Source organism: Variovorax sp. OAS795 (assembly GCF_040546685.1).
Lineage (GTDB): Bacteria > Pseudomonadota > Gammaproteobacteria > Burkholderiales > Burkholderiaceae_C > Variovorax.
Window position 1 is genome coordinate 5,188,334 of the sequence record NZ_JBEPOH010000001.1, and the last position, 25,018, is coordinate 5,213,351.

General features: G+C 67.2%; 20 protein-coding genes. 3 read left to right on the forward strand and 17 right to left on the reverse strand.

All coding sequences use genetic code 11. The features are described from left to right. Positions 1-78: 78 nt before the first annotated feature. Positions 79-5,922: an excinuclease ABC subunit UvrA gene (gene uvrA, locus ABID97_RS25065; RefSeq protein ID WP_354401539.1), complete on the reverse strand. Its 5,844-nt coding sequence runs from the start codon at positions 5,920-5,922 to the stop codon at positions 79-81. 172 nt (positions 5,923-6,094) lie between these two features. On the opposite strand from uvrA, the gene ABID97_RS25070 reads away from it, so the two are divergent. After that, positions 6,095-7,201, forward strand: a complete 1,107-nt coding sequence (locus ABID97_RS25070) for an ABC transporter substrate-binding protein (RefSeq protein ID WP_354401541.1) — start codon at positions 6,095-6,097, stop codon at positions 7,199-7,201. Between the two features lie 30 nt (positions 7,202-7,231). Here ABID97_RS25070 and ABID97_RS25075 read toward each other — a convergent pair whose 3' ends face one another. From ABID97_RS25075 to ABID97_RS25105, 7 genes are all read right to left on the reverse strand, one after another. Beyond that, positions 7,232-7,378, reverse strand: coding sequence for a hypothetical protein (locus ABID97_RS25075; protein WP_354401542.1), 147 nt, complete (start codon positions 7,376-7,378; stop codon positions 7,232-7,234). Positions 7,379-7,499: 121 nt separating this feature from the next. Next, a complete protein-coding gene (locus ABID97_RS25080) occupies positions 7,500-9,194 on the reverse strand; it encodes an MFS transporter (protein ID WP_354401544.1) in 1,695 nt (564 codons plus the stop codon). 163 nt (positions 9,195-9,357) lie between these two features. Beyond that, positions 9,358-10,005 carry a 2-hydroxychromene-2-carboxylate isomerase gene (locus ABID97_RS25085; protein ID WP_354401545.1) on the reverse strand — a complete coding sequence of 216 codons (648 nt, stop codon included), beginning with the start codon at positions 10,003-10,005 and terminating at the stop codon, positions 9,358-9,360. Further along, positions 10,002-10,271, reverse strand: coding sequence for a DUF1289 domain-containing protein (locus tag ABID97_RS25090; RefSeq protein ID WP_354401547.1), 270 nt, complete (start codon positions 10,269-10,271; stop codon positions 10,002-10,004). The genes ABID97_RS25085 and ABID97_RS25090 overlap by 4 nt, the downstream gene beginning before the upstream one ends. Then, positions 10,268-10,756, reverse strand: a complete 489-nt coding sequence (locus ABID97_RS25095) for a YbaK/EbsC family protein (RefSeq protein WP_354401549.1) — start codon at positions 10,754-10,756, stop codon at positions 10,268-10,270. Before ABID97_RS25095 ends, ABID97_RS25090 begins: the two co-directional genes overlap by 4 nt. A 31-nt stretch (positions 10,757-10,787) precedes the next feature. Then, positions 10,788-11,708, reverse strand: coding sequence for a hydroxymethylglutaryl-CoA lyase (locus ABID97_RS25100; RefSeq protein ID WP_354401551.1), 921 nt, complete (start codon positions 11,706-11,708; stop codon positions 10,788-10,790). A gap of 116 nt (positions 11,709-11,824) precedes the next feature. Next, positions 11,825-12,745 carry a 2-hydroxyacid dehydrogenase gene (locus ABID97_RS25105; protein WP_354401553.1) on the reverse strand — a complete coding sequence of 307 codons (921 nt, stop codon included), beginning with the start codon at positions 12,743-12,745 and terminating at the stop codon, positions 11,825-11,827. Between the two features lie 110 nt (positions 12,746-12,855). On the opposite strand from ABID97_RS25105, the gene ABID97_RS25110 reads away from it, so the two are divergent. Further along, entirely contained in the window at positions 12,856-13,170 is a 315-nt protein-coding gene (locus ABID97_RS25110; RefSeq protein WP_354401555.1) for an EthD family reductase, read from the forward strand. Between the two features lie 13 nt (positions 13,171-13,183). Here ABID97_RS25110 and ABID97_RS25115 read toward each other — a convergent pair whose 3' ends face one another. The 6 genes from ABID97_RS25115 to ABID97_RS25140 form a co-directional block, all read right to left on the reverse strand. Beyond that, positions 13,184-15,184, reverse strand: a complete 2,001-nt coding sequence (locus ABID97_RS25115) for an acetyl-CoA carboxylase biotin carboxylase subunit (RefSeq protein WP_354401557.1) — start codon at positions 15,182-15,184, stop codon at positions 13,184-13,186. After that, positions 15,177-15,848: a DUF4126 domain-containing protein gene (locus ABID97_RS25120; protein WP_354401559.1), complete on the reverse strand. Its 672-nt coding sequence runs from the start codon at positions 15,846-15,848 to the stop codon at positions 15,177-15,179. Before ABID97_RS25120 ends, ABID97_RS25115 begins: the two co-directional genes overlap by 8 nt. Positions 15,849-15,857: 9 nt before the next feature. After that, positions 15,858-16,649 carry an enoyl-CoA hydratase/isomerase family protein gene (locus tag ABID97_RS25125; protein WP_354401561.1) on the reverse strand — a complete coding sequence of 264 codons (792 nt, stop codon included), beginning with the start codon at positions 16,647-16,649 and terminating at the stop codon, positions 15,858-15,860. Between the two features lie 14 nt (positions 16,650-16,663). Then, positions 16,664-18,289, reverse strand: coding sequence for a carboxyl transferase domain-containing protein (locus ABID97_RS25130; protein WP_354401563.1), 1,626 nt, complete (start codon positions 18,287-18,289; stop codon positions 16,664-16,666). Next, positions 18,286-19,956 carry an AMP-binding protein gene (locus ABID97_RS25135; RefSeq protein WP_354401565.1) on the reverse strand — a complete coding sequence of 557 codons (1,671 nt, stop codon included), beginning with the start codon at positions 19,954-19,956 and terminating at the stop codon, positions 18,286-18,288. Before ABID97_RS25135 ends, ABID97_RS25130 begins: the two co-directional genes overlap by 4 nt. 160 nt (positions 19,957-20,116) lie before the next feature. Next, positions 20,117-21,289 carry an isovaleryl-CoA dehydrogenase gene (locus ABID97_RS25140; RefSeq protein WP_354401567.1) on the reverse strand — a complete coding sequence of 391 codons (1,173 nt, stop codon included), beginning with the start codon at positions 21,287-21,289 and terminating at the stop codon, positions 20,117-20,119. Positions 21,290-21,430: 141 nt separating this feature from the next. Between ABID97_RS25140 and ABID97_RS25145 the strand changes: the two genes are divergently transcribed. Continuing rightward, positions 21,431-22,459 carry an AraC family transcriptional regulator gene (locus tag ABID97_RS25145; protein WP_354401568.1) on the forward strand — a complete coding sequence of 343 codons (1,029 nt, stop codon included), beginning with the start codon at positions 21,431-21,433 and terminating at the stop codon, positions 22,457-22,459. Between the two features lie 6 nt (positions 22,460-22,465). Here the strand turns inward: ABID97_RS25145 and ABID97_RS25150 are convergent, their stop codons facing one another. The 3 genes from ABID97_RS25150 to ABID97_RS25160 form a co-directional block, all read right to left on the reverse strand. Next, a complete protein-coding gene (locus ABID97_RS25150; protein WP_354401569.1) occupies positions 22,466-22,795 on the reverse strand; it encodes a thioredoxin family protein in 330 nt (109 codons plus the stop codon). A 95-nt stretch (positions 22,796-22,890) separates the two neighbouring features. Next, entirely contained in the window at positions 22,891-23,583 is a 693-nt protein-coding gene (locus ABID97_RS25155) for an HAD family hydrolase (protein WP_354401570.1), read from the reverse strand. 653 nt (positions 23,584-24,236) lie between these two features. Continuing rightward, positions 24,237-25,007 carry an SDR family oxidoreductase gene (locus ABID97_RS25160; protein ID WP_354401571.1) on the reverse strand — a complete coding sequence of 257 codons (771 nt, stop codon included), beginning with the start codon at positions 25,005-25,007 and terminating at the stop codon, positions 24,237-24,239. Positions 25,008-25,018: the final 11 nt, after the last annotated feature.

Sequence of the window (25,018 nt, forward strand, 5' to 3'; positions counted from 1 at the left end):
ATCGGTCCATTCACTCCACCATGGCTGATCCAGGATGCGCCTGCGCCAGGGGTCCGGGCCATTGTGCGCCTGCCTGCATCAACGTGCCAGTACCGGCGCCAGGGCGACGCCCGTGTGCGTCCCCAGGCGTACCACCTCCTCTGGCGGCGCCGCCGCGACGATGCGCCCGCCGGCATTGCCGCCTTCGGGGCCCAGGTCGATGATCCAGTCGGCCTCGGCGATCAGGTCCAGGTCGTGCTCGATCACCACCACGCTGTGGCCGCCGTTCACGAGCCGGTGCAGCACGTGGATCAGCTTCTCGACGTCGGCCATGTGCAGGCCCACGGTCGGCTCGTCGAGCACGTAGAGCGTGTGCGGCGCCTTCTGGCCGCGGCGCGTGATGTCGTCGCGCACCTTGCTGAGCTCGGTCACCAGCTTGATGCGCTGCGCCTCGCCGCCCGACAGGGTGGGCGATGGCTGGCCCAGCGTGAGGTAGCCCAGGCCCACGTCCTTGAGCAATTGCAGCGGATGGCTGATGTTGGGCATGGCGGCAAAGAATTCCACCGCCTCGTCCACCTCCATCTGCAGCACCTCGCCGATGCTCTTGCCGCGCCAGCTCACGGCCAGCGTCTCGGGATTGAAGCGCGCGCCGTGGCACACCTCGCAGGGCACCTTCACGTCGGGCAGGAAGCTCATCTCGATGGTGCGCACGCCGGCGCCGTCGCAGCCCGCGCAGCGCCCTTCGCCGGTGTTGAAGCTGAAGCGCGCCGGGCCATAGCCGCGCGCCTTGGCTTCGAGCGTGTCGGCAAACAGCTTGCGGATGGTGTCCCAGAAGCCGATGTAGGTGGCGGGGCAGCTGCGCGGCGTCTTGCCGATGGGGGTCTGGTCGACTTCGAGCACGCGGTCGATGGTTTCGTAGCCCTCGACCCGCGCGCAACCCGACCACGCCGGGCGCTTGCCCGCGGCGTCGGCGTCGCGGCCGGCCTTGGTCATGCGCTGGATCACGACCGCCTGCACGCTGGCCAGCAGCACGTCGCGCGCGAGCGTCGACTTGCCCGAGCCGCTCACGCCGGTGACCACCACCAGGCGGTGCAGCGGCAGCGTGGCGGTCACGCCCTGCAGGTTGTGCAGGTCGGCGCCATGCACGGTGAGCCAGTTGCCGCTGTCTTCCGCCTGGGGGTCGGGCGAAGGAATCAGGCGGCGCGCCTGCAGCGGGTGCCTGATCGCATCGCGCAGGTAGCGGCCGGTCTGCGAATCGCCCGCCGCCTGGATGTCGGCCACCGAGCCTTCGGCCACGAGGCGCCCGCCCCGCTTGCCGGCGCTGGGACCGATGTCGATGATGTGGTCGGCGCGGCGGATGGTGTCCTCGTCGTGCTCCACCACCACCAGCGTGTTGCCCTTGTCGCCGAGCTTGTGCAGCGCGTCGAGCAGGATCTGGTTGTCGCGCGCATGCAGGCCGATGGTCGGCTCGTCGAGCACGTAGCACACGCCCTGCAGGTTGCTGCCGAGCTGCGCGGCCAGGCGGATGCGCTGCGCCTCGCCGCCGCTCAGCGTCGGCGCGCCGCGGTCCAGCGTGAGGTAGCCGAGGCCCACCTCTTCGAGAAATTCGAGCCGGCTCTTGATCTCCGGCACCAGGTCGCGCGCGATCTCGGCTTCGCGCCCGGTGAGCGCCAGCCCTTCGAACCACTGCCGCACCTCGGTCACGCTCATGCGCGCGAGCTCGGTGATGCCGATGCCGCCGAGGCCGTCGGCCCGCGAGGCGCCGAAGCTCACCGCGCGCGCCGTGGCATTGAGCCGCGTGCCTTCGCAGGTGGGGCAGGCCACGTCGGCCAGGTCTTCGACCTCGGGCTCCGCAAAGGTCTGCTCGCGGCCCTTGCTGTCATCGTCGCGGATCGAGTCGTCGAAGACTTTGCGCTGGTCCTTGCTGAGCTTGACGCCCGTGCCCACGCAGTCGGGACACCAGCCGTGCTTGCTGTTGTAGCTGAACAGGCGCGGGTCGAGTTCGGCGTAGCTGGTGCTGCAGACCGGGCAGGCGCGCAGCGTGGAGAACACGTTCACGCGGCCGATGCCGTGCGCCGACACGCCCGCCATCATCGCGGCCTTGAGGCCGTCGAGCTGGCTCAGCACGTGCACCACGCCCTTGCCATGTTCGAGCGCCTTGGTCAGCGCCTCGCGAAGTGGGGTTTCCTCCGAAGGCAGCACGTCGAGGCTGGCGACCGGCAACTCGATGCTGTGTTCCTTGAAGCGGTCCAGGCGCGGGAATCCCGTGGTCGGCAAGAACTCGCCGTCCACGCGCAGGTGCGTGAAGCCGCGCGGCCGCGCCCAGTCGGCCAGCTCGGTGTAGACGCCCTTGCGGTTGCTCACCAGCGGCGCGAGCAGGCCGATGTGCTGGCCCTTGAAGTTGCGCATCAGCTGCGCCGCGATGCTGTCGGGCGTCTGCGGCTGGACGGCCGCGCCGTCGTGCGTGCAATGCTGGATGCCCAGCTTCACGTACAGGAGCCGCAGGAAGTGCCACACCTCGGTGGTGGTGCCCACCGTGCTCTTGCGGCCGCCGCGCGACAGGCGCTGCTCGATGGCCACGGTGGGCGGAATGCCGTACACCGCATCGACCTCGGGCCGGCCCGCGGGCTGCACGATGCTGCGGGCATAGGCGTTGAGCGATTCGAGGTAGCGGCGCTGTCCCTCGTTGAACAGGATGTCGAAGGCCAGCGTCGACTTGCCCGACCCGCTGACGCCCGTCACCACGCTGAACTTGCCGCGCGGGATGTTCACGCTGAGATTCTTCAGGTTGTGCTCGCGCGCATTCACGATCTCGATCGCGTTGCCGCCAGGCGCGGTCTTGGCGTTGGCAATGTAGCGCCGCGCCGCGCGCTCGGCCACCTTGTAGGCCTCGGGCCCGATGGCCAGCTCGTAGTCGGCCAGCGCCGCGCCGGTGAGCGAGGCGCGGTTCTCGCGCAGCTGCTCGGGCGTGCCTTCGGCCACCACCATGCCGCCGCCCTCGCCGCCTTCGGGTCCGAGGTCGATGCACCAGTCGCTGGCGCGGATCACGTCGAGGTTGTGCTCGATCACGATCAGCGAATGGCCCGCTTCGAGCAGCTTGCGCAGCGCGCGCATCAGGCGTGCGATGTCGTCGAAGTGCAGCCCGGTGGTCGGCTCGTCGAACAGGAACAGCGTGCCCTTGCGCGCCACCGACTGCCTGCTTGCCGTCGCGCTCTTGGCGGCTTCTGCCAGGAAGCCCGCGAGCTTGAGGCGCTGGGCCTCGCCGCCGCTCAGGGTGGGTACCGGCTGGCCGAGCTTCACGTAGTCGAGCCCCACGTCGGAAATGGGCTGCAGCACGCGCAGCACATCGCGGTCGGCCTCGAACACCGCAGCCGCCTCGGCCACGGTGAGGTCGAGCACGTCGGCCACGTTGTAGCCCTTGCCCTTGCGCTCGACCCTCACTTCGAGGATTTCGGGCCGGTAGCGCTTGCCGTCGCAATCGGGGCAGCGCAGGTACACATCCGAGAGGAACTGCATCTCCACGTGCTCGAAGCCCGAGCCGCCGCAGGTCGGGCAGCGTCCGTCGCCCGAGTTGAAGCTGAACTTGCTCGCGGTGTAGCCGCGCTGGCGCGACAGCGCCGCGGTGGCGAAGATCTCGCGGATCGCGTCCCATGCCCCCACATAGCTCGCGGGGTTGGAACGCGCGGTCTTGCCGATGGGCGACTGGTCGACGAAGACCACGTCGCCGAGGTGATCGGCACCCAGCATGCGGTCGTGTGCGCCCGGCGTCTCGGTGGCCTTGCCGAAGTGGCGCATGAGCGCGGGCGCCAGCACGTCCTGGATCAGCGTCGACTTGCCCGAGCCGCTCACGCCGGTCACGCACACCAGGCGCGCGAGCGGAAAGTCGACCGTGATGTTGCGCAGGTTGTGCTCGCGCACGCCCTCCAGGATGAGCCGGTGCGTGTTCTCGCTCACGAGCCGCTTGAAACCCATGCCGATCTTCTTTCGGCCGCCGAGGTATTGGCCGGTCAGCGTGTCGGCATCGCGCAGCTGGTCGGTGGTGCCATCGAAGACGATCTGGCCGCCGCGGATTCCGGGACCGGGGCCCATGTCGATCACCCGGTCGGCCGCGAGCATCACGGCCGGATCGTGCTCGACCACCACCAGCGTGTTGCCCGCATCGCGCAGCCGCAGCATGGCCTCGGTGATGCGGTTCATGTCGCGCGGGTGCAGCCCAATGCTGGGCTCGTCGAGCACGAACAGCGTGTTGACCAGCGAGGTGCCGAGCGCCGTCGTGAGGTTGATGCGCTGCACCTCGCCGCCCGAAAGCGTGCGGCTCTGGCGGTCGAGCGTGAGGTAGCCGATGCCGACGTCGTGCAGATAGCGCAGGCGGGTGGTGATTTCTTCGAAGAGGAGCTTGAGAGCCTGCGCTTCCCCGCTTCTTGCTCCTTCCCCCTCTGGGGGAAGGTGGGGATGGGGGCTCGCGGCCTCCGCCACCGCCACAGCTTTTACGGAGGCCGCTTGCCCCCACCCCTGCCCTCCCCCAGAGGGGGAGGGAGTCATACGGTCAAAGAACCTGCGCAGCCGCTCGATCGGCAGCAGCATCAGGTCGTGCAGGCAGAGCCCGGGCAGCGCTTCGAGCTGCGCGCGCGTCCACTTCACACCGGTCGGCATGAAGCGCTTGGCGGGATCGAGCACCGCGTCGGCGTCTTCCTTGCTGCCGATGCGCCAGAGCAGGCTGTCGAGCTTCAGGCGCGCACCGCTGCAGACCGGGCAAGGCGTGTAGCTGCGGTACTTGGACAGCAGCACGCGGATGTGCATCTTGTAGGCCTTGCTCTCCAGGTAGCCGAAGAAGCGGCGCACCCCGTACCACTGCTTGTTCCAGTTGCCCTCCTTGTAGTTGGGCGTGCCCTCGATCACCCAGTGCTTCTGCTCGTCGGTGAGCTTGTTCCACGGCGTGTCGCGCGGGATGCCTGCCGCTTCGGCGTGGCGCATGAGGTCGTCCTGCGCCTCCTTCCACGCCGGCGTCTGGATGGTCTTGATCGCGCCGGCGCGCAAGGTGAGCTTGTCGTTCGGAATCACCAGCCCCAGGTCGACGCCGATCACGCGGCCGAAGCCGCGGCAGGTGTCGCAGGCGCCGACGGCCGAGTTGAACGAGAACATCGACGGGATCGGGTCGATGTAGCGGATGTCGCTCTCGGGGCAGTGCAGGCCGGTGGAGAACTTCCACACGTCGGTCGACGCGTTTTCCTCGGCGCCAGTGGCGTGCACGGTGACGCGACCACTGCCCCGCTTCAAGGCGACCTCGATGGCTTCGACCACGCGCGAACGCTCGGCGCTCGAGATGCGGAAACGGTCGGCCACCACGTCGAGCACCTTGCGCGGCCCCGTGGGCGTGGCGACTTCGCGCTCCGACTGCACCCGCGTGAAGCCGCTGGCCGACAGCCACTGCGTGACTTCTTCCGCCGAGGTTCCCGCCGGCAGTTCGACAGGAAAGGTCACCACCAGCCGCGGATCGCCCGCTGCAGCCGCCCGCTCGGCAATCTGCGCATAGATGCTGTCGGGCGAATCGTGGCGCACCAGCAGCGCGGTCTCGCGATCGAACAGCTGGGCCGCGCGTGCGTAGAGCAGCTTCAGGTGGTCGTTCAGCTCGGTCATGGTGCCGACCGTGGAGCGCGAGGAGCGCACCGGGTTGGTCTGGTCGATGGCGATGGCGGGCGGCACGCCCTCCACCTTGTCCACGGCGGGCTTGTCCATGCGGTCCAGGAACTGGCGCGCATAGGCGGAGAAGGTCTCCACGTAGCGCCGCTGGCCTTCGGCGTACAGGGTGTCGAACACGAGGCTCGATTTGCCCGAGCCGCTGGGCCCGGTGACCACCGTCATCTCGCCGGTGCGGATGTCGAGGTCGAGGTTCTGGAGGTTGTGCTGGCGCGCGCCGCGAATCCGGATGGAGCCCTGTGTCATGAGTGCCTTGGGGGGTGGGGCAAACATTCTAGGGAGAGCTTGGTGACGCAATCGTGCAGTGCTTCACATGGTCTGCGGCATCGCAGGGGTTTGTACGGATTCGGCTCCAGACACTTTATGTAACAAATAGCACCTTTGCATACATCCAATCCCTGATCTCCGGAAGTCATTCATGAAAAAGCTGCACGTGCTTTGCGCCGCCCTGCTGTCGCTCGCCGCCACGGCCGCGCCGGCCCAGATCCTCATCGGCCAGACGGCCGGCATCACCGGCTCGGTGGCCGCGGGCGTCAATGAAACCATCGCCGGCTCCCAGCTGGTGATCGACGCCGTGAACGCGCAAGGCGGCATCCACGGCGAAAAGATCGAAGTGCTGCGCATGGACGACGGCTTCGACGTCAAGCGCGCGAGCGAGAACGCCCGCGTGCTGATCGAAGACAAGAAGGTGGCGGCGCTCTTCATGAGCCGCGGCACGCCGCACTCGCAAGCCATCATTCCCTGGCTGGACAAGTACGACGTGGCCCTGGTCGGCCCCTCGACCGGCGCCATGGCGCTGCACAAGCCGGTGCAAAAGCATGTGTTCAACGTGCGCGCCACCTACCAGCGCGAAGCCGAGAAGGCGGTCCAGCACCTGCTGACCACCGGGATCGCGCGCATCGCGGTGGTGTACGTGACCGACTCCTTCGGCCAGGACGCGCTCGAAGGAGCCATGACCGGCTTCGCCAAGGCACAGGCCAAACCCGTGGTCACCGTGCCCGCCGACCGCGAAAAGCCCGACTACAAGGCCATCGTGCCGACCATCAAGGAGGCCAATGCCCAGGCGGTGCTGTGGATCGGCTCGGGCACGGCGGTGGTCGAGGGCATCAAGGCGCTGCGTGCCTCGGGTTCGTTCGCACAGGTCGTCACCTTGTCGAACAATGCCTCGTCGGGCTTCATCAAGCAGCTGGGTGAAGCGAGCAAGGGCGTGATCGTGACGCAGGTGTTCCCGAACGAGCGCTCCATCAGCTACCCGATGGTGAAGGAGGCGCTGGCGCTGGCACAGGCCAAGGGCCAGGCTGAACTCTCACCGGCCGCCCTCGAGGGCTTTGCCGCGGCCAAGGTGCTGGTGGAGGCGCTGCGCCGCGCCGGACCCCGGCCCACGCGCGCCAAGGTGCTTGCGGCGCTGGACAGCATGCGCGCCTACGATCTCGGCGGCCTGGAGGTGAGCTATTCGCCGCAGGACCATTCGGGCATCGATTTCGCCGACCTGGCGATCATCAGCGACGGCCGCTTCAAGCGCTAGCGCTGCCGCGCTGCGCTGCGCTTGGCCCGCTTACTTGGGCGCGGCGGCCGGCGCTGGCTCGTGCGCCGCGTCGACGCCGTGCTTCTCGCCCGACATGTCGATCTTGTCTCCGCCCTTGGAGATGACGAAAAGAGCAACGGCGGCGAAGACGATGAAGCCGACAACGAGTTTCCACATGGGGTATGTCTCCTGAAGATGTGAGGATGCGAGAGTTCAAGAAAAGGGCCTCATGCCGGACGGCATGAAGCCCCTTTGTTGAACGGAGGAGCGGCTCCCGCCGCCTCCTCCAGGCCTTCGATCAGTCGTTCGCGTAGATGTCGACGTCCTTGGTCTCGCGGATGAACAGCGTACCCACCACCAGCGTGATGCCGGCGATGATGATCGGGTACCAGAGGCCGTTGTACATGTTGCCGGTCGAGGCCACGATGGCGAAGGCGGTGGTCGGCAGCAGGCCGCCGAACCAGCCGTTGCCGATGTGGTACGGCAGGCTCATCGACGTGTAGCGGATGCGCGTCGGGAAGAGCTCGACCAGCATGGCCGCGATCGGGCCGTAGACCATGGTCACCAGCAGCACCAGCCAGAACAGCAGGAGAATCGTCAGCACCTTGTTGATCTTCGCCGGGTCGGCCTTGGGCGGATAGCCTGCAACCTTCAGGTCTTCGGCCACGCCCTTCTTGAAGGCGGCGATTTCCTTGGCGGAGTTTTCGTCGAACTTGAGGTTCACGACATTGCCGACCGGTGCCTCGATTGCCTTGGTGCCGATCTTCACGACGGCCTTCGAACCGGGCGCGCCGGCCACGTTCTCATAGCTCACCGAGTTCTGCACGAGGTAGCGCTTGGCGATGTCGCACGAGCTGCGGAAGTCGATCTCGCGGGCCACGGGGTTGCCCTGGAACGAGCAGGTGGCCGGGTCCGCCGTCACCGTGACGCCGGCCGTGGCCTGCGCCTTGGCCAGGTCGGGGTTGGCGGCCTCGGTCAGCATCTTGAAGACCGGGAAGTAGGTGACCACGGCCAGCAGGCAGCCGGCCATGATGATCGGCTTGCGGCCGATCTTGTCGGACAGCGTGCCGAAGACCACGAAGAACGGCGTGCCGAGCAGGAGCGCCGCGGCGATCATCAGGTTGGCGGTGGTCGCATCGACCTTGAGCTGTTGCGTCAGGAAGAACAGCGCGTAGAACTGGCCCGAATACCAGACCACGGCCTGGCCTGCCGTGAGGCCGACCAGCGCCAGGATCACGATCTTCAGGTTCTTCCACTCGCCGAACGACTCGGACAGCGGCGCCTTCGAGGTCTTGCCCTCGGCCTTCATCTTCTGGAATGCGGGCGATTCGCTCAGCGACAGGCGGATCCACACCGAGATGCCGAGAAGCGCGATGGAAACAAGGAACGGCACGCGCCAGCCCCACTCGCCGAACGCCTGTTCGCCGAGCCAGGTGCGCACGCCCAGGATCACCAGCAGGCTCAGGAACAGCCCGAGCGTGGCAGTGGTCTGGATCCACGAGGTGTAGGCGCCGCGCTTGCCGTGCGGCGAATGCTCGGCCACGTAGGTGGCGGCACCGCCGTACTCGCCGCCGAGCGCGAGGCCCTGCAGCATGCGCAATGCGATCAGGATCACCGGCGCCGCGACGCCGATGGTGGCGTAGCTCGGCAACAGGCCGACGATGAAGGTCGACAGGCCCATGATCAGGATCGTGACCAGGAAGGTGTACTTGCGCCCGATCATGTCGCCGAGCCGGCCGAACACGATGGCGCCGAACGGCCGCACCAGGAAGCCGGCGGCAAATGCCAAGAGCGCGAAGATGAAAGCGGCGCCCGCATCGAGGCCGCTGAAGAACTGTTTCGCGATGATCGCGGCGAGCGATCCGTAGAGGTAGAAGTCGTACCACTCGAACACCGTGCCAAGGGAGGAAGCGAAGATGACCTTCTTTTCCTCCGCGGACATGGGCCGGGGGGCCGGGTGCGGCATCCCCCTCGAATCCAGTGTTGCTGCCATATGCGTCGTCTCCTGTGTATGCGTTCGTTCGGCCCCGGCATTCGGGACCGTGACGCATTCTTGGAGCCGCGACTGACCCGAGCCTTTCGCGAAACTGAACCGACGCTTACGAATTAAGGTGAAACCCGCGGGACTCGTTTCAGCTTGTAAGAAATCGGCGGGTTCATCCGTTTTTGCTGCTTCGCAGCATGGACGGCCGCTGGTCCGCGCCGGCCCATTGCGGCCCCTCGAACCACGCATCGCCGCCGAGATAGCCGCGCAGCATCGCCAGGCCGTCGAAGCCCCAGAACAGACGGCCGTCGACCACGCAGGCCGGGGTTCCGAAGACGCCGAGCTGCAGCGCCTCGTCGGTATTGCGCTTGAGCAGCGCCTTGTTCTCGTCCCCGTTCATGTCGCGCCTGGGCGCCAGCTGCGTGGCGAGCGCAGCCAGGCGCGTGGCATCGCCCGCTTCCTGGCCGCCGCGCCACACATGGCGGAAGATCGCCTCGGCCACGTGGCGGCTGATGCTGCCGTCGTCCGAGGTCGCGAGCGCCAGCCGCAGGTGCGGAAGCGGGTTGTAGGGGTGGGAGGCCGGCATCTCGATCTCGATGCCGTTGGCATGGCCGAGCCACAGCACATGCCGGTAGGTCCAGCTGCGCTTGGCCGGGATCTCGGCCGGGCCGAGCTGGCCGTGGTGCTTGAGGATCGCGCCGAGCAGCACGGGTTTGTAGGCCACGCTGTAGCTCAGGCCTTCGAGCGCCTCGGGAATGTGCTCGAAGGCCAGGTGCGCGTAAGGCGAGATGAAGTCCAGGTAGAAGTCGATGTGCTTCATGCGTGCGTGTCTCCTGATTCCTCGGGGATGCGCCAGATGCCGGCGCGTGCGCGCAACTCTATCGCGTGCCACACGCCGCGCCGCGCCTCGTCTTCCATCTTGCTCCAGCCCGCGATCTCGGGGATGGTGCGCAGGCATCCTTCGCAGAAGCCGCTCAGCCGGTCCATGCGGCAGACCGAGGTGCAGGGCGAAGGCACGGCGTCACCGGCCGCGCGCTGCACGGCAGCGGCCCGTTCGGCCAGCGTTTGCGCGTCGTCGAAATTCACACCACGTCCGCCACGGGCGCGCCGGTGAGCTTCTCGAGGTCTTGCGGACGCAGCTGGAACACCGCATGCGGATGGCCCGCGGCGGCCCAGATCTCTTCGAAGCGGAACAGCTCGCGGTCGATCAGCACCACCGGCGGCGTGGCATGCGCCACCGGCGACACGCCGCCGATGGTGAAGCCGGTGCGCGCCTTGACGAATTCGGCGTCGGCGCGGCCGGTCTTGCCGACCAGCGCATCGACCTTTTTTTCGTCGACGCGCTTGTCGCCCGAGGTGATGACCAGCACCGCCGCGTCGTCGCTCTTGCGCCGGAAGATGATGCTCTTGGCGATCTGCCCGACCAAGATGCCGAGCGCGTCGGCCGCCTGCTGCGCGGTGCGGCAGGCGTCGTCGAGCATGCGCGGGGAATGGGGGTGGCCGGCGTCCTGCAGCATGCGTGAAACACGCTGCACGCCTTCGGGGAGTGCTTGAAGTTCAGCGCCGCACATCACAAGGCCCCCAGTGTTTGGCGGGCGCTCATCAGCCGGCCCGCTTGGTGCGGAGCGCCTTCGACGCCCGCGAGTTCGGCTCGCGCCCCAAGGCCTCGCTGATGTACACGCCCGCGTCGATCAACTTGTCGAGATCGATGCCGGTCTCGATGCCCATGCCGTGCAGCATGTAGACCACGTCCTCGGTCGCCACGTTGCCCGTCGCGCCCTTGGCGTAGGGGCAGCCGCCCAGGCCGGCGGAGGACGACTGGAAGTTCCAGACCCCGAGCTCCAGCGAGGCCAGGGTGTTGACCAGCGCCTGGCCGTAGGTGTCGTGATAGTGGCCAGAGATGTGGTCCACGCCGAAGTGCGCCAGCGTGGCCTCGATGGCGGCCCGCACCTTGCGCGGCGTGCCCACGCCGATGGTGTCGGCCACGTCGACGCGCTGCACGCCGATGTCCTTCATCAGCTTCGCCAGCATGCCCACGCGTTCGGGGGCGACCTCGCCTTCGTAGGGACAGCCCACGGTGCACGACATGGCGCCGCGCACGGCGATGCCCTTCTCGCGCGCCGCCGCCACCACGGGCGCGAAGCGCTCGATGCTCTCGGCGATCGAGCAGTTGATGTTCTTCTGGCTGAAGGCCTCGCTCGCGGCGCCGAACACCACGATCTCGTCGGGCCATTCCTCGCGGGGCGCGGCAATGGCGGCCTCGAAGCCCTTCATGTTGGGCGTGAGCACCGAGTAGCGCACGCCGGGCTCGCGGCGGATGCCGTGCATCACCTCGGCGTTGTCGGCCATCTGCGGCACCCACTTGGGCGACACGAAACTGGTGACCTCGATCTCTTTGAGGCCGGCGTCCTGCAGCCGGTGCACGAGGCCGATCTTGACTTCGGCCGACACCGGCTGCTTTTCATTCTGCAGCCCGTCGCGCGGGCCGACGTCGACGATCTTGACCTGGATGGGAAGCTTCATGGCACTTGCCTCGTTCTATGGAGTGGGACTGAGGGAATGAGACCGGTGCGCGATTTTCGCGCGCCGGCCAAGACATCGGGGGACCCGGTGTTTTTCACCGGCGCGACGGATGTTCGTCAGTAGCCCCTGGCTGGATCGACGACACCGCTCACGGGCAGGCCCTGTTCCATCGCGCGGATCTTGCCGGCGATCTGCGCAATCGATTCTTCCCGCAGCGTGCGCGCCGAGGCATGCGGCGTGACAACGATGCGGGGGTGGCGCCAGAACGGGTGATCGGCAGGCAGCGGCTCTACATGAAAGACATCGAGCGTGGCGCCCGCGAGCTGTCCGGCATCGAGCATCGGGATCAGGTCGTCTTCGACCAGGTGGGCGCCGCGCGCGATGCTGATGAGGTAGCCCCCTGGCTTGAGCTTGCCGAGCGTATCGCGGTTGAGGATGCCGCGCGTGGCCTCGGTCAGCGGCAGCAGGTTGACCAGCACGCGCGTGGACGATAGAAACTCGTCGAACTGCGCCTCGCCGCTGAACACCTTCACGCCATCGATGGCCTTGGGCGAGCGGCTCCAGCCCAGCACCGGAAACTCGAACTGCGCCACCGCCCCGGCCACGCGTTCGCCGAGCACGCCCAGCCCCATGATGCCGACGGGAAAGTCGCGCCGCAGCTTCGGCTTGCGATAGCTCCAGCGGCCCTCGCGCGCATCGGCCTCGTAGGCGTCGAATTCGCGAAAGTGGCGGATCAATGCGTGGCACACATATTCCGCCATCTGCACCGACATGCCGGCATCGTCGAGCCGCACGATGCGCGCGTGCGCCGGCATCTTCAGCTTGAGCAGCGCATCGACGCCGGCGCCGATGTTGAAGACGCCGCGCAGGCCGGGCTGCTCGTCGAGCAGCTGCTGGGGCGGCACCCACACGACCGCATGGTCGGCCTGGGCCGCCCCGGGCTGCCAGGCCTCGACCTGCGCATCGGGCAGTTCGGCCCTGAGGCCTTCGATCCACGGTTCGGGGCGGTTGTCGGTGAGGGAGACGATGATTTTCATGAATCGAATCTTATTAGGGCCGCGGCCCGGCCCACGGCTTGTCGCTCTCTGTTCCTTCTTCTATGCTCGTGCGCCAGCATCCAAGAACACACACACCAGGAGACCGAAGCATGATCAAAGTCAGCGTGATGTACCCCTACACCGAAGGCGCACGGTTCGACCACGACTACTACCGCGACACGCACATGCCGCTGTTGAAGGCGCGCATGGGCGACGCCTGCAAGTCCTACACCATCGACAAGGGGCTGGCCGGCGGCGCGCCCGGAACCCCGCCGACCTACGTCGGCATGTGCCACGTGTTCTGCGACTCGGTCGAGGCGTTTCAAAGCGCGTTCGGCCCGCATGCCAAGGAAATCCTCGGCGACATCAAGAACTACACCGACCTCGCACCCGTGATGCAGATCAGCGAAGTGGTGGTGGGCTGAGCCGCGTCACCGCTCAAGCCGCCGCGGCCATCCGCAACAGCTCGTCGCCTTCGGCCACCTGCTCGCCGGGCGAGAACATCAGCTCCTCGACGGTGCCGTCGGCCGGCGCGGCGATGGTGTGCTCCATCTTCATGGCCTCCATCACCGCCAGGGGCTGGCCGCGGCTGACCTTGTCGCCGGCCTTGACCGCAAAGGACACCACCTTGCCGGGCATCGGCGCCGTAAGGCGGCCGCCTTCGGCATGGGTGTCGCCCGCGTGGGCCAGGCGATCGATGGCCGTGATCTTCGTGGCGCCGTTCGATGCGAACACATGGGCCGTGGCGCCATCGAGGTGCACGTTCAGCGTCTGACGCGTGCCGGCGAACTCGACCTCGAACTCGCCCGATGGAAACTGGCCGACGACCAGCGGGCCTTGCACGCCCCCCGCCTCGAGCCACAGGCCGCCGTCGCGCCTGTAGGTCAGCAGGGCGGTCTGCTCGCCGCCGCGGAACTCGAAGTCGAAGTGGCGCCGGTATTCGCCATGCGAGCGCCAGCCGTCGCGCCGCTCGAACGGGTCCGGCGCGCCGACCGGCCGCTCGGTGATCAGCGTGCGCGTGATGGCCGCCGCGGCAGCCAGCGGCAGGCCGAGCGCTTCGCGGTCGAACAGCACGGCGCGCTCGCGTTCGATCAGCGCCGTATCGAGGTTGGCCTTGGCGAACGACTCCGTCGCGAGGATGCCGCGCAGGAACTGCACGTTGGTCGACACGCCCACGATCTGAACCTGCGCCAGCGCCGCATCGAGCCGCGCCAGCGCCTCGGCGCGCGTGCTGCCGTGCACGATCAGCTTGGCGATCATCGAGTCGTAGAAGGTCGAGATCTCGCCGCCTTCGCGCACACCGTCGTCGATGCGCACGCGACTGCGCTGGAAGGCCGTGGCTTGCGGCTTGCGGTACACGCGCAAGGTGCCGGTGGCCGGCAGGAAGTTGTTGTCGGGGTTCTCGGCGCAGATGCGCGCCTCGATGGCGTGGCCGTGGATCTGCAGCTCCTGCTGCTTCGCCGGAAGCGCCTCGCCCGAGGCCACGCGCAATTGCCATTCGACAAGGTCGAGGCCGGTGATCGCCTCGGTCACCGGGTGCTCGACCTGCAGCCGCGTGTTCATCTCCATGAAGAAGAAGTTCATTTCACCGCCTTCGCGCTGCTCGACGATGAACTCGACAGTCCCCGCACCCACGTAATTCACGGCGCGCGCGGCAGCCACGGCGGCTTCGCCCATCTGCTTGCGCATGGCCTCGGTCATGCCGGGCGCTGGCGCTTCCTCGAGCACCTTCTGGTGCCGGCGCTGCACCGAGCAGTCGCGCTCGAACAGGTAGACGTAGTTGCCCTGTGTGTCGCCGAACACCTGGATCTCGATGTGCCGGGGGCGCTGCACGTACTTCTCGATCAGCACCGCGTCGTCGCCGAAGCTGTTGATGGCTTCGCGCTGGCACGAGGCGAGCGCGGCCGCGAAGTCTTCGGCGCGGTCCACCGCGCGCATGCCCTTGCCGCCGCCACCCGCGCTGGCCTTGATGAGCACGGGGTAGCCGATGCGGTCTGCCTCGCGCTGCAGCAGCGACGGGTCCTGGTCGTGGCCGTGGTAGCCCGGCACCAGCGGCACGCCGGCTTTTTCCATCAGCTGCTTCGACTCGGCCTTCAGGCCCATCGCCTTGATGGCGGAGGGCGGCGGGCCGATGAAAACCAGCCCCGCGCCGGCGCAGGCCTGCGCGAACTCCTCGTTCTCGCTCAGGAAGCCGTAGCCCGGGTGCACGGCTTCGGCGCCCGTGGCCTTGGCGGCCTCGAGGATCTTTTCCCAGCGCAGGTAGCTGTCCTTGGGTGCGCTGCCGCCCAGGTGCACCGACTCGTCGCAGGCGCGCACATGGTTGGCATGCGCGTCGGCATCGGAGTAGACGGCCACGGTGCGGATGGCCATCCGGCGTGCGGTGGCGGCGACCCGGCAGGCGATCTCGCCTCGGTTGGCGATGAGGATCTTCTTAAACATTCGGAGTGTCTCCCGGAGGATTCTTTTTCAGTTGAAACGCAGGCGCGACGCCCGGATCGGGGCGGCCGCTGAAGATGCGGGCCACGCGTGTGAAGAGCGCCCTGAGAAATCGCCAGCTCTTGCGGATGAGCCACACGCTGAGCACCAGCACGAGGACGAACAGCAGCAGGAACACCAGCGGATGCGCCACCGCGAGCCACAGGCCCGCGGGCACCATGCTGTCTTCGACCAGCGATGCGCCCACGTTGGAAAACGGCTCGGGCGAGGTGTTGATGGCCGCGCGCGTGGTGGCCTTGGCGGCATGCGCCGTGGCCGCGAAACCGCCGCCCAGCAGCGCCGCCACGATGGCCATCACGCCATGGTCGGCACCGAACACGCTGGCCGCGAGCGCGGCTCCGGCGGGTATGCGGATGGCGGTGTGCACCACGTCCCACAGCGAGTCGAGGCCCGGGATCTTGTCGGCGAAAAACTCGATGAACACCATGAACCCGCTGGCCGCGATGACGACCGGATGCGCCAACAGCTGCAGGCCACTGGGCAGCGGCACCCAGCCGAAGTAGCCGGCGAGCCCCGTCAGCAGCACGACCAGGTACAGCCGCACGCCGCTGGCCCAGCCGATGGCGGCGGCCAGTGCGAGCAGTTGGGGCATGTCGAGCGCGTTCATCGCCTGTGCTCAATGGCCCAGCCACGAAGGCTTGCGTTTCTGCAGGAAGGCCTGCACGCCCTCGCGGCCCTCGTCGCTGGCGCGGATGTCCGCGATGCCTTCCACGGTCTTCGCGATCAGCGCGTCGTCGATCTCTCGCCCGTTCACGTCGGCGATCAACTGCTTGCAGGCGCGTACCGCGGCCGGGCTGGCGCCGGTGAGTGCCTTCACCAGCTCGTCGACCTTGGTGTCGAGCAGGTCGGCAGCGACGACTTCATGCACGAAGCCGATGCGGTGCGCCTCTGCGGCGGTGAAGCGCTCGGCCGTGAGGAAGTAGCGCTGCGATGCGCGGGTGCCCATCGCACGCAGGACATACGGGCTGATGGTCGCGGGCACGAGGCCGATCTTCACTTCGCTGAGGCAATAGAACGCCGTGTCCACGCTCACCGCCATGTCGCAGGCGGCGACCAGCCCCATGCCGCCGGCATACACATCGCCCTGCACGCGCGCGATGGTGGGCTTGGGGCACTCGGCAATGGTGCGCAGCATCCCGGCCAGCTTGCCCGCATCGGCGAGGTTCTCGTCCCGCGTGTAGTCGGCCATGCGGCGCATCCAGTTGAGGTTCGCGCCCGCGCAGAAGGCCGGGCCGTTGGCGCCAAGCACGATGGCCTTCACTTGCGCCGAGGCGCCGGCTTCGGTGAAGGCCTGCGCCAGCTCGGCGATCACGACGTCGTCGAAAGCATTGCGGGCATCGGGCTGGTCGAGCCAGATGCGTGCGACCGCGCCCTCGATCGCGAGGTTCAGCTTGGTGAAAGTGCTCATGCCGCGCCCCTTCGTCACATGCGGAAGATGCCGAACTTCGGCTCGGGAACGGGGGCATTGCGTGCCGCCGCAAGACCGAGCGCCAGCACGCGCCGCGTGTCCGCGGGATCGATGATGCCGTCGTCCCACAGCCGCGCCGTGGCGTAGTAGGGATGGCCCTGGTCTTCGTACTGCTGGCGGATCGGGGCCTTGAAGGCTTCTTCCTCTTCCTTGCTCCAGCTGCCGCCCTTGAGTTCGATGCCGTCGCGCTTCACGGTCGCCAGGACGCTCGCAGCCTGCTCGCCGCCCATCACGCTGATGCGCGCGTTGGGCCACATCCAGAGAAAGCGCGGGCTGTAGGCCCGGCCGCACATGCCGTAGTTGCCGGCACCGAAGCTGCCGCCGATGATGATGGTGAACTTGGGCACGTTGGCCGTGGCCACCGCCGTCACCATCTTGGCGCCGTGGCGCGCGATGCCTTCGTTCTCGTACTTGCGGCCCACCATGAAGCCGGTGATGTTCTGCAGGAACACCAGCGGAATCTTGCGGTGGCAGCACAGCTCGATGAAGTGCGCGCCCTTCTGCGCCGATTCGCTGAACAGGATGCCGTTGTTCGCAATGATGCCGACCGGCATGCCCTCGATCTCGGCAAAGCCGCAGACCAGCGTGGCGCCGAAGCGCTGCTTGAACTCGTGGAACTCGCTGCCATCGACGATGCGCGCAATGATCTCGCGCACGTCGAAGGGCTTGCGCGTGTCGGTCGGGATCACGCCGTAGAGCTCTTCGCGCGGGAATGCGGGCTCGCGCACCTCGGTCTTCCCGGCGACTTGCGCCGCAGCCTGCGCATTGAGATTGGCCACGGCCGAACGCGCCAGCGCCAGCGCATGCAGGTCGTTCTGCGCGAGGTGATCGACCACGCCCGACAGCCGCGTGTGCACGTCGCCACCGCCCAGGTCTTCGGCCGTGACCACCTCGCCGGTGGCCGCCTTCACGAGCGGCGGGCCGCCCAGGAAGATGGTGCCCTGGTTCTTCACGATGATCGACTCGTCGCTCATCGCGGGCACGTAGGCGCCGCCTGCCGTGCACGAGCCCATGACCACCGCGATCTGCGGAATGCCCTGGGCGCTCATGTTGGCCTGGTTGTAGAAGATGCGGCCGAAGTGGTCGCGGTCGGGAAACACCTCGTCCTGGTTCGGCAGGTTGGCGCCGCCCGAATCCACCAGGTAGATGCAGGGCAGGCGGTTCTGCTCGGCGATCTCCTGCGCCCGCAGGTGCTTCTTGACGGTCATCGGGTAGTAGGTGCCGCCCTTCACCGTCGCGTCGTTGCAGACGATCATGCAGTCGACGCCGTTCACGCGCCCGATGCCCGCGATCAGGCCCGCGCCGGGCGCCGACTCGGCGCCCTTGGCATCGAGGTACATCGCATGCGCGGCCAGCGGCGCGATCTCGAGGAACGGCGTGCCGGGATCGAGCAGCTCGGCGACGCGGTCGCGCGGCAGCAGCTTGCCGCGCGCCGTGTGCTTGGCACGCGCGGCCTCGCCGCCGCCCTGCTCTACCTTGGCGAACTGCTTGTACAGGTCGTCGACCAGCGCGCGCATGGCGGCGGCATTGGCCTGGAAGTCGGCCGAGCGTGCATTCAATTTCGTTTCGAGTTTGCTCATGCTGTCTTTTCTTGTTCGAGGCCGAGTTGTTCCGCCATCGCTTCGCGGATCTTGAATTTCTGGATCTTGCCGGTCACCGTCATCGGGAACGCACTGACGAACTGGATGTACCTGGGCACCTTGTAGTGCGCGATCTGGCCCTTGCAAAAATCGCGTATCTCGTCTTCGGTCGCGGCCTGGCCGGGCTTGACGATGATCCAGGCGCACAGCTCTTCGCCGTACTTCTTGTCGGGCAAGCCGACCACCTGCACGTCCTGCACCTTCGGGTGCCGATACAGGAACTCTTCGATCTCGCGCGGGTAGATGTTCTCGCCGCCGCGGATCACCAGGTCCTTGATGCGGCCGACGATGTTGACGTAGCCTTCGGCGTCCATGGTGGCGAGGTCGCCGGTGTGCATCCAGTGCTCGGCGTCGATGGCTTCGCGGGTTTTCTCCTCGTCTTCCCAGTAGCCGTGCATCACCGAATAGCCGCGCGTGCAGAACTCGCCGGAGGTGCCGCGCGGCACGATGGCGCCGGTCTCGGGGTCGATGATCTTGACCTCCAGGTGCGGCTGCACCGTGCCCACCGTCGACACGCGCTTGTCCAGCGGCGTGTCGGTGCTGCTCTGGCAGCTCACCGGGCTGGTCTCGGTCATGCCGTAGGCGATGGTGATCTCGCCCAGGTGCATCTCGTTCACCACGCGCTTCATCACCTCGATGGGGCACGGCGAGCCGGCCATGATGCCGGTGCGCAGCGTCGAAAGATCGAACTCCCTGAAGCGCGGATGGTCGAGCTCGGCGATGAACATGGTGGGCACGCCATGCAGGCCGGTGCACTTCTCGGCCTGCACGGTTTCCAGCACCGTGAGCGGATCGAACCCGTCGTTCGGGTAGACGATGGCCGAGCCGTGCGTGAGGCAGGCCAGGTTGCCCAGCACCATGCCGAAGCAGTGGTACAGCGGCACCGGAATGCACAGCCGGTCGGCCGGCGTGAGCTTCATGCATTCGCCGATGAAGAAGCCGTTGTTCAGGATGTTGCGGTGCGTGAGCGTCGCGCCCTTGGGAAAGCCCGTGGTGCCGCTGGTGAACTGGATGTTGATCGGGTCGGTGGCCTTGAGCGTCTTCTGCACCTGCGCCACGCGCGGGTCGGCCGCGTCGCCGCTCGCGAGCAACTGGCTGAAACGCCGCATGCCGGGTTCTTCGACATCCGCCGCGGCCTTGCCGTCGATCCAGAAGGTGTGCTGCAGCCGGGGCAGGCGCTTCGGTCCGAGCTCGCGCAGCATGCCGAGGTAGTCGCTGGTCTTGAACTGTGCCATGGTCACCAGCACCTTGCAGCCGACCTTGTTGAGCGCGTATTCGAGCTCTGACGTGCGGTAGGCCGGGTTGATGTTGACGAGGACGAGGCCCGCCTTGGCGGTCGCGATCTGCATCAGCACCCAGGGTGCGTTGTTGTGCGACCAGATGCCGACGCGGTCGCCCGGGGCGAGGCCCAGGGCCAGCAATGCGCTGGCGAGTTTGTTGGACTCGGCCTGAAGCTCGCGGTAGGTGAAGCGCTTGCCTTCATGGCGGCTGACGAGCGCCTCGCGGCCGGGGTGCGCGGCGGCCATGTCGTCGAAGAAGTCGCCGATGGTTTGCTCGATGAGGGGGACGTTGGTGGCGCCCTGGGCCAGGCTCTGCGTCAGTGGCATCGTCTTGTCTCCTTGTCTTGCCCCCTCTCCCTTGAGGAGAGGGTTGGGGTGATGGCGCCGGCTCTTCCCGAAGCGCAGCACTCGACTCGATCGCCGCTGCCCTCACCCCCGCCCTCTCCCCAAGGGGAGAGGGAGCAAGAGGAGGCAGCGCATTTCATCCTCAGGTCGTTTCGCTGAACAATTCGCGCCCGATCAGCATCCGCCGGATCTCGCTCGTCCCCGCGCCGATCTCGTACAGCTTGGCATCGCGCCACAGCCGCTCGACCGGAAAATCCTTCGTGTAGCCCACGCCGCCCAATGCCTGGATCGCCTCGCCGGCCATCCACGTCGCCTTCTCGGCCGAGTACAGAATCGCGCCGGCCGCATCCTTGCGGAAGGTGCGCGCATGGTCGTTGCGGTCGCAGGCCTTGCCCACGGCGTACACATAGGCGCGGGTGGCCTGCCAGGTCGAATACATGTCAGCCAGCTTGCCCTGCATCAGCTGGAATTCGCCGATGCTCTGGCCGAACTGCTTGCGCTCGTGGACGAAGGGCAGCACCGCGTCCATGCAGGCGGCCATGATGCCCAGCGGGCCGCCCGAGAGCACCGCGCGCTCGTAGTCGAGCCCGCTCATCAGCACCTTGGCGCCCATGCCCTCGCCGCCCAGCACGTTCTCTTCGGGCACTTCGCAGTTGTCGAAGAACAGCGGATAGGTGTTGGAGCCGCGCATGCCGAGCTTGTCGAGCTTGGTGCCGGCCGAGAAGCCCTTGAAGCTTTTCTCGACGATGAAGGCCGTCATGCCGCGCGCGCCCATCTCGGGTTCGGTCTTGGCATAGATCACCAGCGTGTCGGCATCGCCGCCGTTGGTGATCCACATCTTGCCGCCGTTGAGCACGTAATAGCCGTTCTTCTTCTCGGCCTTGAGCTTCATGCTCACGACGTCGGAGCCGGCGTTGGGTTCGCTCATCGCGAGCGCGCCCACGTGTTCGCCGCTCACCAGCTTGGGCAGGTACTTTGCCTTTTGCGCCTCGCTGCCGTTGCGGTGGATCTGGTTCACGCACAGGTTGGAGTGCGCGCCGTAAGACAGGCCCACGGACGCCGAGGCGCGCGAGACTTCTTCCATGGCCACGATGTGCGCCAGGTAGCCCAGCTCGGTGCCGCCGAACTCTTCCTTCACCGTCATGCCGTGCAGGCCGAGCTCGCCGAGCTTCTGCCAGAGGTCATGCGGGAACAGGTTGTCGCGGTCGATTTCCGCGGCGCGCGGTGCGATCTCGTGGGCGGCAAAGTCCTGGATCGCGCTGCGCAGCGAATCGATGGTGTCGCCCAGGTCGAAGTTCAGGCCGGGATCGTGCATGTGTCTTGTCTCCTCTGAGGGGGGTCGGCGCGCAGGCTTTCCACGCGGGTGGCGCTTGGCAGAAACACAGCTTACGCTTCGCGGCGCCGCAATTGGCGCCACAATGGTTGCAAATTGCGCCACGCCCTGCCCCGACCCGCCATGTCTTCTCCATCGTTCCTCCGGCCCGCCCGCGCCGTCACGCCGATGGCCTTCGTACGAGCCATCGTGCAAGGCTACGCGCACTACGGCGCCGATCCATCCGCGGCCTTGCAAGCGGCACAGATCACGCCGCGTGAACTCGCCCGGGCCGACGCCCGGGTGACGGCCGCACAGTTCGAGACGCTGTCCGGCCATGCGATGCAGGAGCTCGACGACGAGGCGCTGGGGTGGTTCTCGCGGCGGCTGCCCTGGGGCAGCTACGGCATGCTGTGCCGCGCCTCGCTGAGTTCGCCCGACCTGGGCGTGGCCGTCGGGCGCTGGTGCCGCCATCACCGCCTCTTGACCGACGACATCACCTTGGCGCTCGACGTCTCGGGCGGCGTGGCCACGCTGCGCATCACCGAGAACCGCGCGCTCGACGATGCGTTCCGCGAGTTCTGCCTGGTGACCAGCCTGCGCTTCCTGCACGGGTATGTCTGCTGGGCCATCGACTCGCGCATCTCGCTGCGCGATGCCACCTTTCCGTTCGCGGCGCCGCCGCACCGCGACGCCTATCCGCTGATGTTCACGCCCGACGTGCGCTTCGATGCGCCCGCGGCCAGCATCAGCTTCGACGAGCGCTACCTTGCGCTGCCGCTTCAGCGCGACGAGCGCGCGCTGCGCACCATGCTCAAGCGTGCGCTGCCGCTCACCGTGCTGCAGTACCGGCGCGACCGGCTGCTGGGCCAGCGCGTGCGCGAACTGCTGCGCACGCGCGCGAGCGAAGCCACCACCGCCGAGGCGCTGGCCACGCTGCTGAACGTGTCGAGCCGCACGCTGCACCGCCAGCTGCACGAGGAAGGCACGTCGATGCAGATGCTGAAGAACGAAGTGCGCCATGAAATGGCGGTGGAGCAACTGCGCCGCACCACCCGGCCGATCAAGCAGGTGGCCCTGTCTGTCGGCTTCAGGAACGAGAAGAGCTTTTCGCGCGCCTTCCTGCAATGGACCGGTTTCGCACCGCGCGACTTCCGGCAGCAGGGAAAGTAGCCGCGGTCAGGCCGCGGGCGCGTCGATGAGCGCCAGCGCGTCGGCGATGGACTGGCTGTCTTCCGGCCGCACCAGCTTGGCGACCTGCTGGCCGTCGCGCATGAACACCAGCGTGGGCCACAGCCGCACGTTGAACGAGCGGCCCAGCGGACGCCCGCTGCCGTCCTCGACCTTGATGCGCCTGATGTGGGGGTACTTGGCAAAGGCCTCGTCGATGTTCGGCTGCGCGGCCTTGCAGATGCCGCACCAGTTGGTGCCGAACTCGACCACGGCGGGGCCCGCGAGCGCATCGATCTCGGCGCGCTCGGGCTGCTCGGTCTTGTATTCGGAAGTCATCGAATCTGGCTCCTTGTGGACTTGCCCTGCCGCCATTGCAGCAGAAACCCGGCGGGCTTGCTGGCGGCAGGGGCTTGGTTTTGACGGCTGGTTTCTCAGGCCGGCTGCAGGCCATGCGCCGCCAGCAGCGCAGGCAGTTGCCTCATGTCACTGAAGACCTGCAGCGCACCGACGCTGCGCAGGGCCTCGGGGCCGCTGTGGCCCGATTCGCCGGTGCTGTAGCCGAACACCGTCGCACCCGCGGCCACGCCGGCCATCGCGCCGGTAACCGTGTCCTCGACCACCGCGCAGCGCTTCGGATCAACGCCGAGCGCGGCGGCCGCGGCGAGGTACACGTCGGGATGCGGCTTGGAGCGCGGCATCTCGTGCCCGCTGAAGATGCGGCCTTCGAAGCAATCGAGCAGGCCCACCTTTGCCAGTTGAAGCTCGACCTTGTGGCGGTCGGCGCCCGAGGCGCAGGCGATGCGGCCCTGGAGCGCCGCGTGAATTTCGCGGATGGCCGCCGGGGCATGCGGAATCGCCTCCAGAGCGCGTTCGAGTGCTTCGTTGCGGCGGGCCCTGAACGCCTTGAGCCAGTCTTCGGTGATCCGGACGCCGGTCTTCGATTCGATGAGCGCGGTTTCGTCCTTCACGGCCTTGCCGGTGAAGGTGTTCATCGACTCTTCGGTGGTGAGCTGCCAGCCGAGTTCGCCGAGCATTTCGGCGAGGACGCGGTTGGTGATGGGTTCGGAATCTACGAGGACGCCGTCGCAGTCGAAGAGGATGGCGTCGAAGGGGTATGAGGGCATCTTTGTTCGGCTTTGTTCGGATTTGGGGACGATGGTAGCAATTGGGCTTGTTTGTTTCCCGAGGCCGGGACTCGCCCCGGCGGGCGACCTACTTTTCTTTGCTTCGCCAAAGAAACGTAGGCAAAAGAAAGGCGACCCCACTGTCTGCGTCCCTCCGCTTCGCTGCGGGCAACCTGCGGTGCTCGGGTTTCGCGGGGTCTCGCAGAACTCGCTTCGCTCAAACAGCTGCGAGCCCTGATCCGCGAAACCCTGCGCTCCTCGGCGCATACAGAGGGGCTTGGAGACCGATCAGGCCTTCTCTTCGCTCGGCCACCAGGCCACCGCAGGCGCTGCGCGCCTGCGGTGGTTGGTATTGGCTGTTGGATTTGGACTCGGCCGAGCGAAGCGATGGCCTGTCGGCTCCCACCCCTTCTGTATTCGCCGAGGAGCGCAGATGGAGGCGGGATCAGGGCCGCAGCTGTTTGAGCGAAGCGAGTTCTGCGGACCCCCGCCGGAGTCGAGCACCGCAGGTTGCCCGCAGCGCAGCGAAGGGACGCAGACAGTAGGGTCGCCTTTTCTTTGCTTACTTTCTTTTGGCGAAGCAAAAGAAAGTGAGTCCGCCGCCGGGCGGATATCCCGGCCTCGGGAAGCAAACAAAGCCAACAAAAAGCGATTCAACGCGCGTGCGTAACCCCCCCATCCACCACCAACGTAGACCCCATCACATAGTCCCCCGCCCTCGAAGCCAAATAAATAGCCGCCCCCGCCATATCCTCAGGCGTCCCGATGCGCCCCGCAGGAATCCGCTCCTTCACCTCGTCGCCATGGTCGCGCGCCAGCTTGTTCATGTCCGAGGCAAATGCCCCCGGCGCAATCGCGCTCACCACGATGCGGTCTTGCGCAAGGCGAAGCGCCATGCGCCGCGTGAGCTGGATCAACCCGGCCTTGCTTGCCGCGTACGAATATGTCTCCTGCGGGTTCACCGAGATGCCGTCGATGGAGGCAATGTTGATCACCTTCGACAGATGGTCGGTCGCCGCCTTCTTGAGCATCGGCGTCAGCGCCTGGGTCAGGAAGAATGGCGTCTTGAGGTTCAGGTCCACCACCTTGTCCCAGCCGCTCTCGGGAAACTCGTCGTACGGCGCGCCCCAGGCCGCGCCGGCGTTGTTGACCAGGATGTCGAGGGAGCCTTCGTGCTTGGAATAGGCGTCGACCAGCGCCTGTGCGCCCTCCAGCGTCGACACATCGGCCGGCAGCGACACGCAGTGGCCGAAGGCCGACAGCTCCTTGGCGGTCTGGTCGCAGGCTGCGGCCTTGCGCGCCGAGATGTAGACGCGCGCGCCCTGCGCCAGGAAGCCCTCCGCGATCATGCGGCCGATGCCGCGCGAGCCGCCGGTGATCAAGGCGCTGCGGCCCTTCAGCGAGAAGAGTTGGGTGGTGTCCATGGTGCAGGTGT

Bases quoted from the DNA above. Each gene is read 5' to 3' on its own strand.
- uvrA (WP_354401539.1), bottom strand. From the start codon at position 5,922: ATGACACAGGGCTCCATCCGGATTCGCGGCGCGCGCCAGCACAACCTC.
- ABID97_RS25070 (WP_354401541.1), top strand. From the start codon at position 6,095: ATGAAAAAGCTGCACGTGCTTTGCGCCGCCCTGCTGTCGCTCGCCGCC.
- ABID97_RS25075 (WP_354401542.1), bottom strand. From the start codon at position 7,378: ATGTGGAAACTCGTTGTCGGCTTCATCGTCTTCGCCGCCGTTGCTCTT.
- ABID97_RS25080 (WP_354401544.1), bottom strand. From the start codon at position 9,194: ATGGCAGCAACACTGGATTCGAGGGGGATGCCGCACCCGGCCCCCCGG.
- ABID97_RS25085 (WP_354401545.1), bottom strand. From the start codon at position 10,005: ATGAAGCACATCGACTTCTACCTGGACTTCATCTCGCCTTACGCGCAC.
- ABID97_RS25095 (WP_354401549.1), bottom strand. From the start codon at position 10,756: ATGTGCGGCGCTGAACTTCAAGCACTCCCCGAAGGCGTGCAGCGTGTT.
- ABID97_RS25100 (WP_354401551.1), bottom strand. From the start codon at position 11,708: ATGAAGCTTCCCATCCAGGTCAAGATCGTCGACGTCGGCCCGCGCGAC.
- ABID97_RS25105 (WP_354401553.1), bottom strand. From the start codon at position 12,745: ATGAAAATCATCGTCTCCCTCACCGACAACCGCCCCGAACCGTGGATC.
- ABID97_RS25110 (WP_354401555.1), top strand. From the start codon at position 12,856: ATGATCAAAGTCAGCGTGATGTACCCCTACACCGAAGGCGCACGGTTC.
- ABID97_RS25115 (WP_354401557.1), bottom strand. From the start codon at position 15,184: ATGTTTAAGAAGATCCTCATCGCCAACCGAGGCGAGATCGCCTGCCGG.
- ABID97_RS25120 (WP_354401559.1), bottom strand. From the start codon at position 15,848: ATGAACGCGCTCGACATGCCCCAACTGCTCGCACTGGCCGCCGCCATC.
- ABID97_RS25125 (WP_354401561.1), bottom strand. From the start codon at position 16,649: ATGAGCACTTTCACCAAGCTGAACCTCGCGATCGAGGGCGCGGTCGCA.
- ABID97_RS25130 (WP_354401563.1), bottom strand. From the start codon at position 18,289: ATGAGCAAACTCGAAACGAAATTGAATGCACGCTCGGCCGACTTCCAG.
- ABID97_RS25135 (WP_354401565.1), bottom strand. From the start codon at position 19,956: ATGCCACTGACGCAGAGCCTGGCCCAGGGCGCCACCAACGTCCCCCTC.
- ABID97_RS25140 (WP_354401567.1), bottom strand. From the start codon at position 21,289: ATGCACGATCCCGGCCTGAACTTCGACCTGGGCGACACCATCGATTCG.
- ABID97_RS25145 (WP_354401568.1), top strand. From the start codon at position 21,431: ATGTCTTCTCCATCGTTCCTCCGGCCCGCCCGCGCCGTCACGCCGATG.
- ABID97_RS25150 (WP_354401569.1), bottom strand. From the start codon at position 22,795: ATGACTTCCGAATACAAGACCGAGCAGCCCGAGCGCGCCGAGATCGAT.
- ABID97_RS25155 (WP_354401570.1), bottom strand. From the start codon at position 23,583: ATGCCCTCATACCCCTTCGACGCCATCCTCTTCGACTGCGACGGCGTC.
- ABID97_RS25160 (WP_354401571.1), bottom strand. From the start codon at position 25,007: ATGGACACCACCCAACTCTTCTCGCTGAAGGGCCGCAGCGCCTTGATC.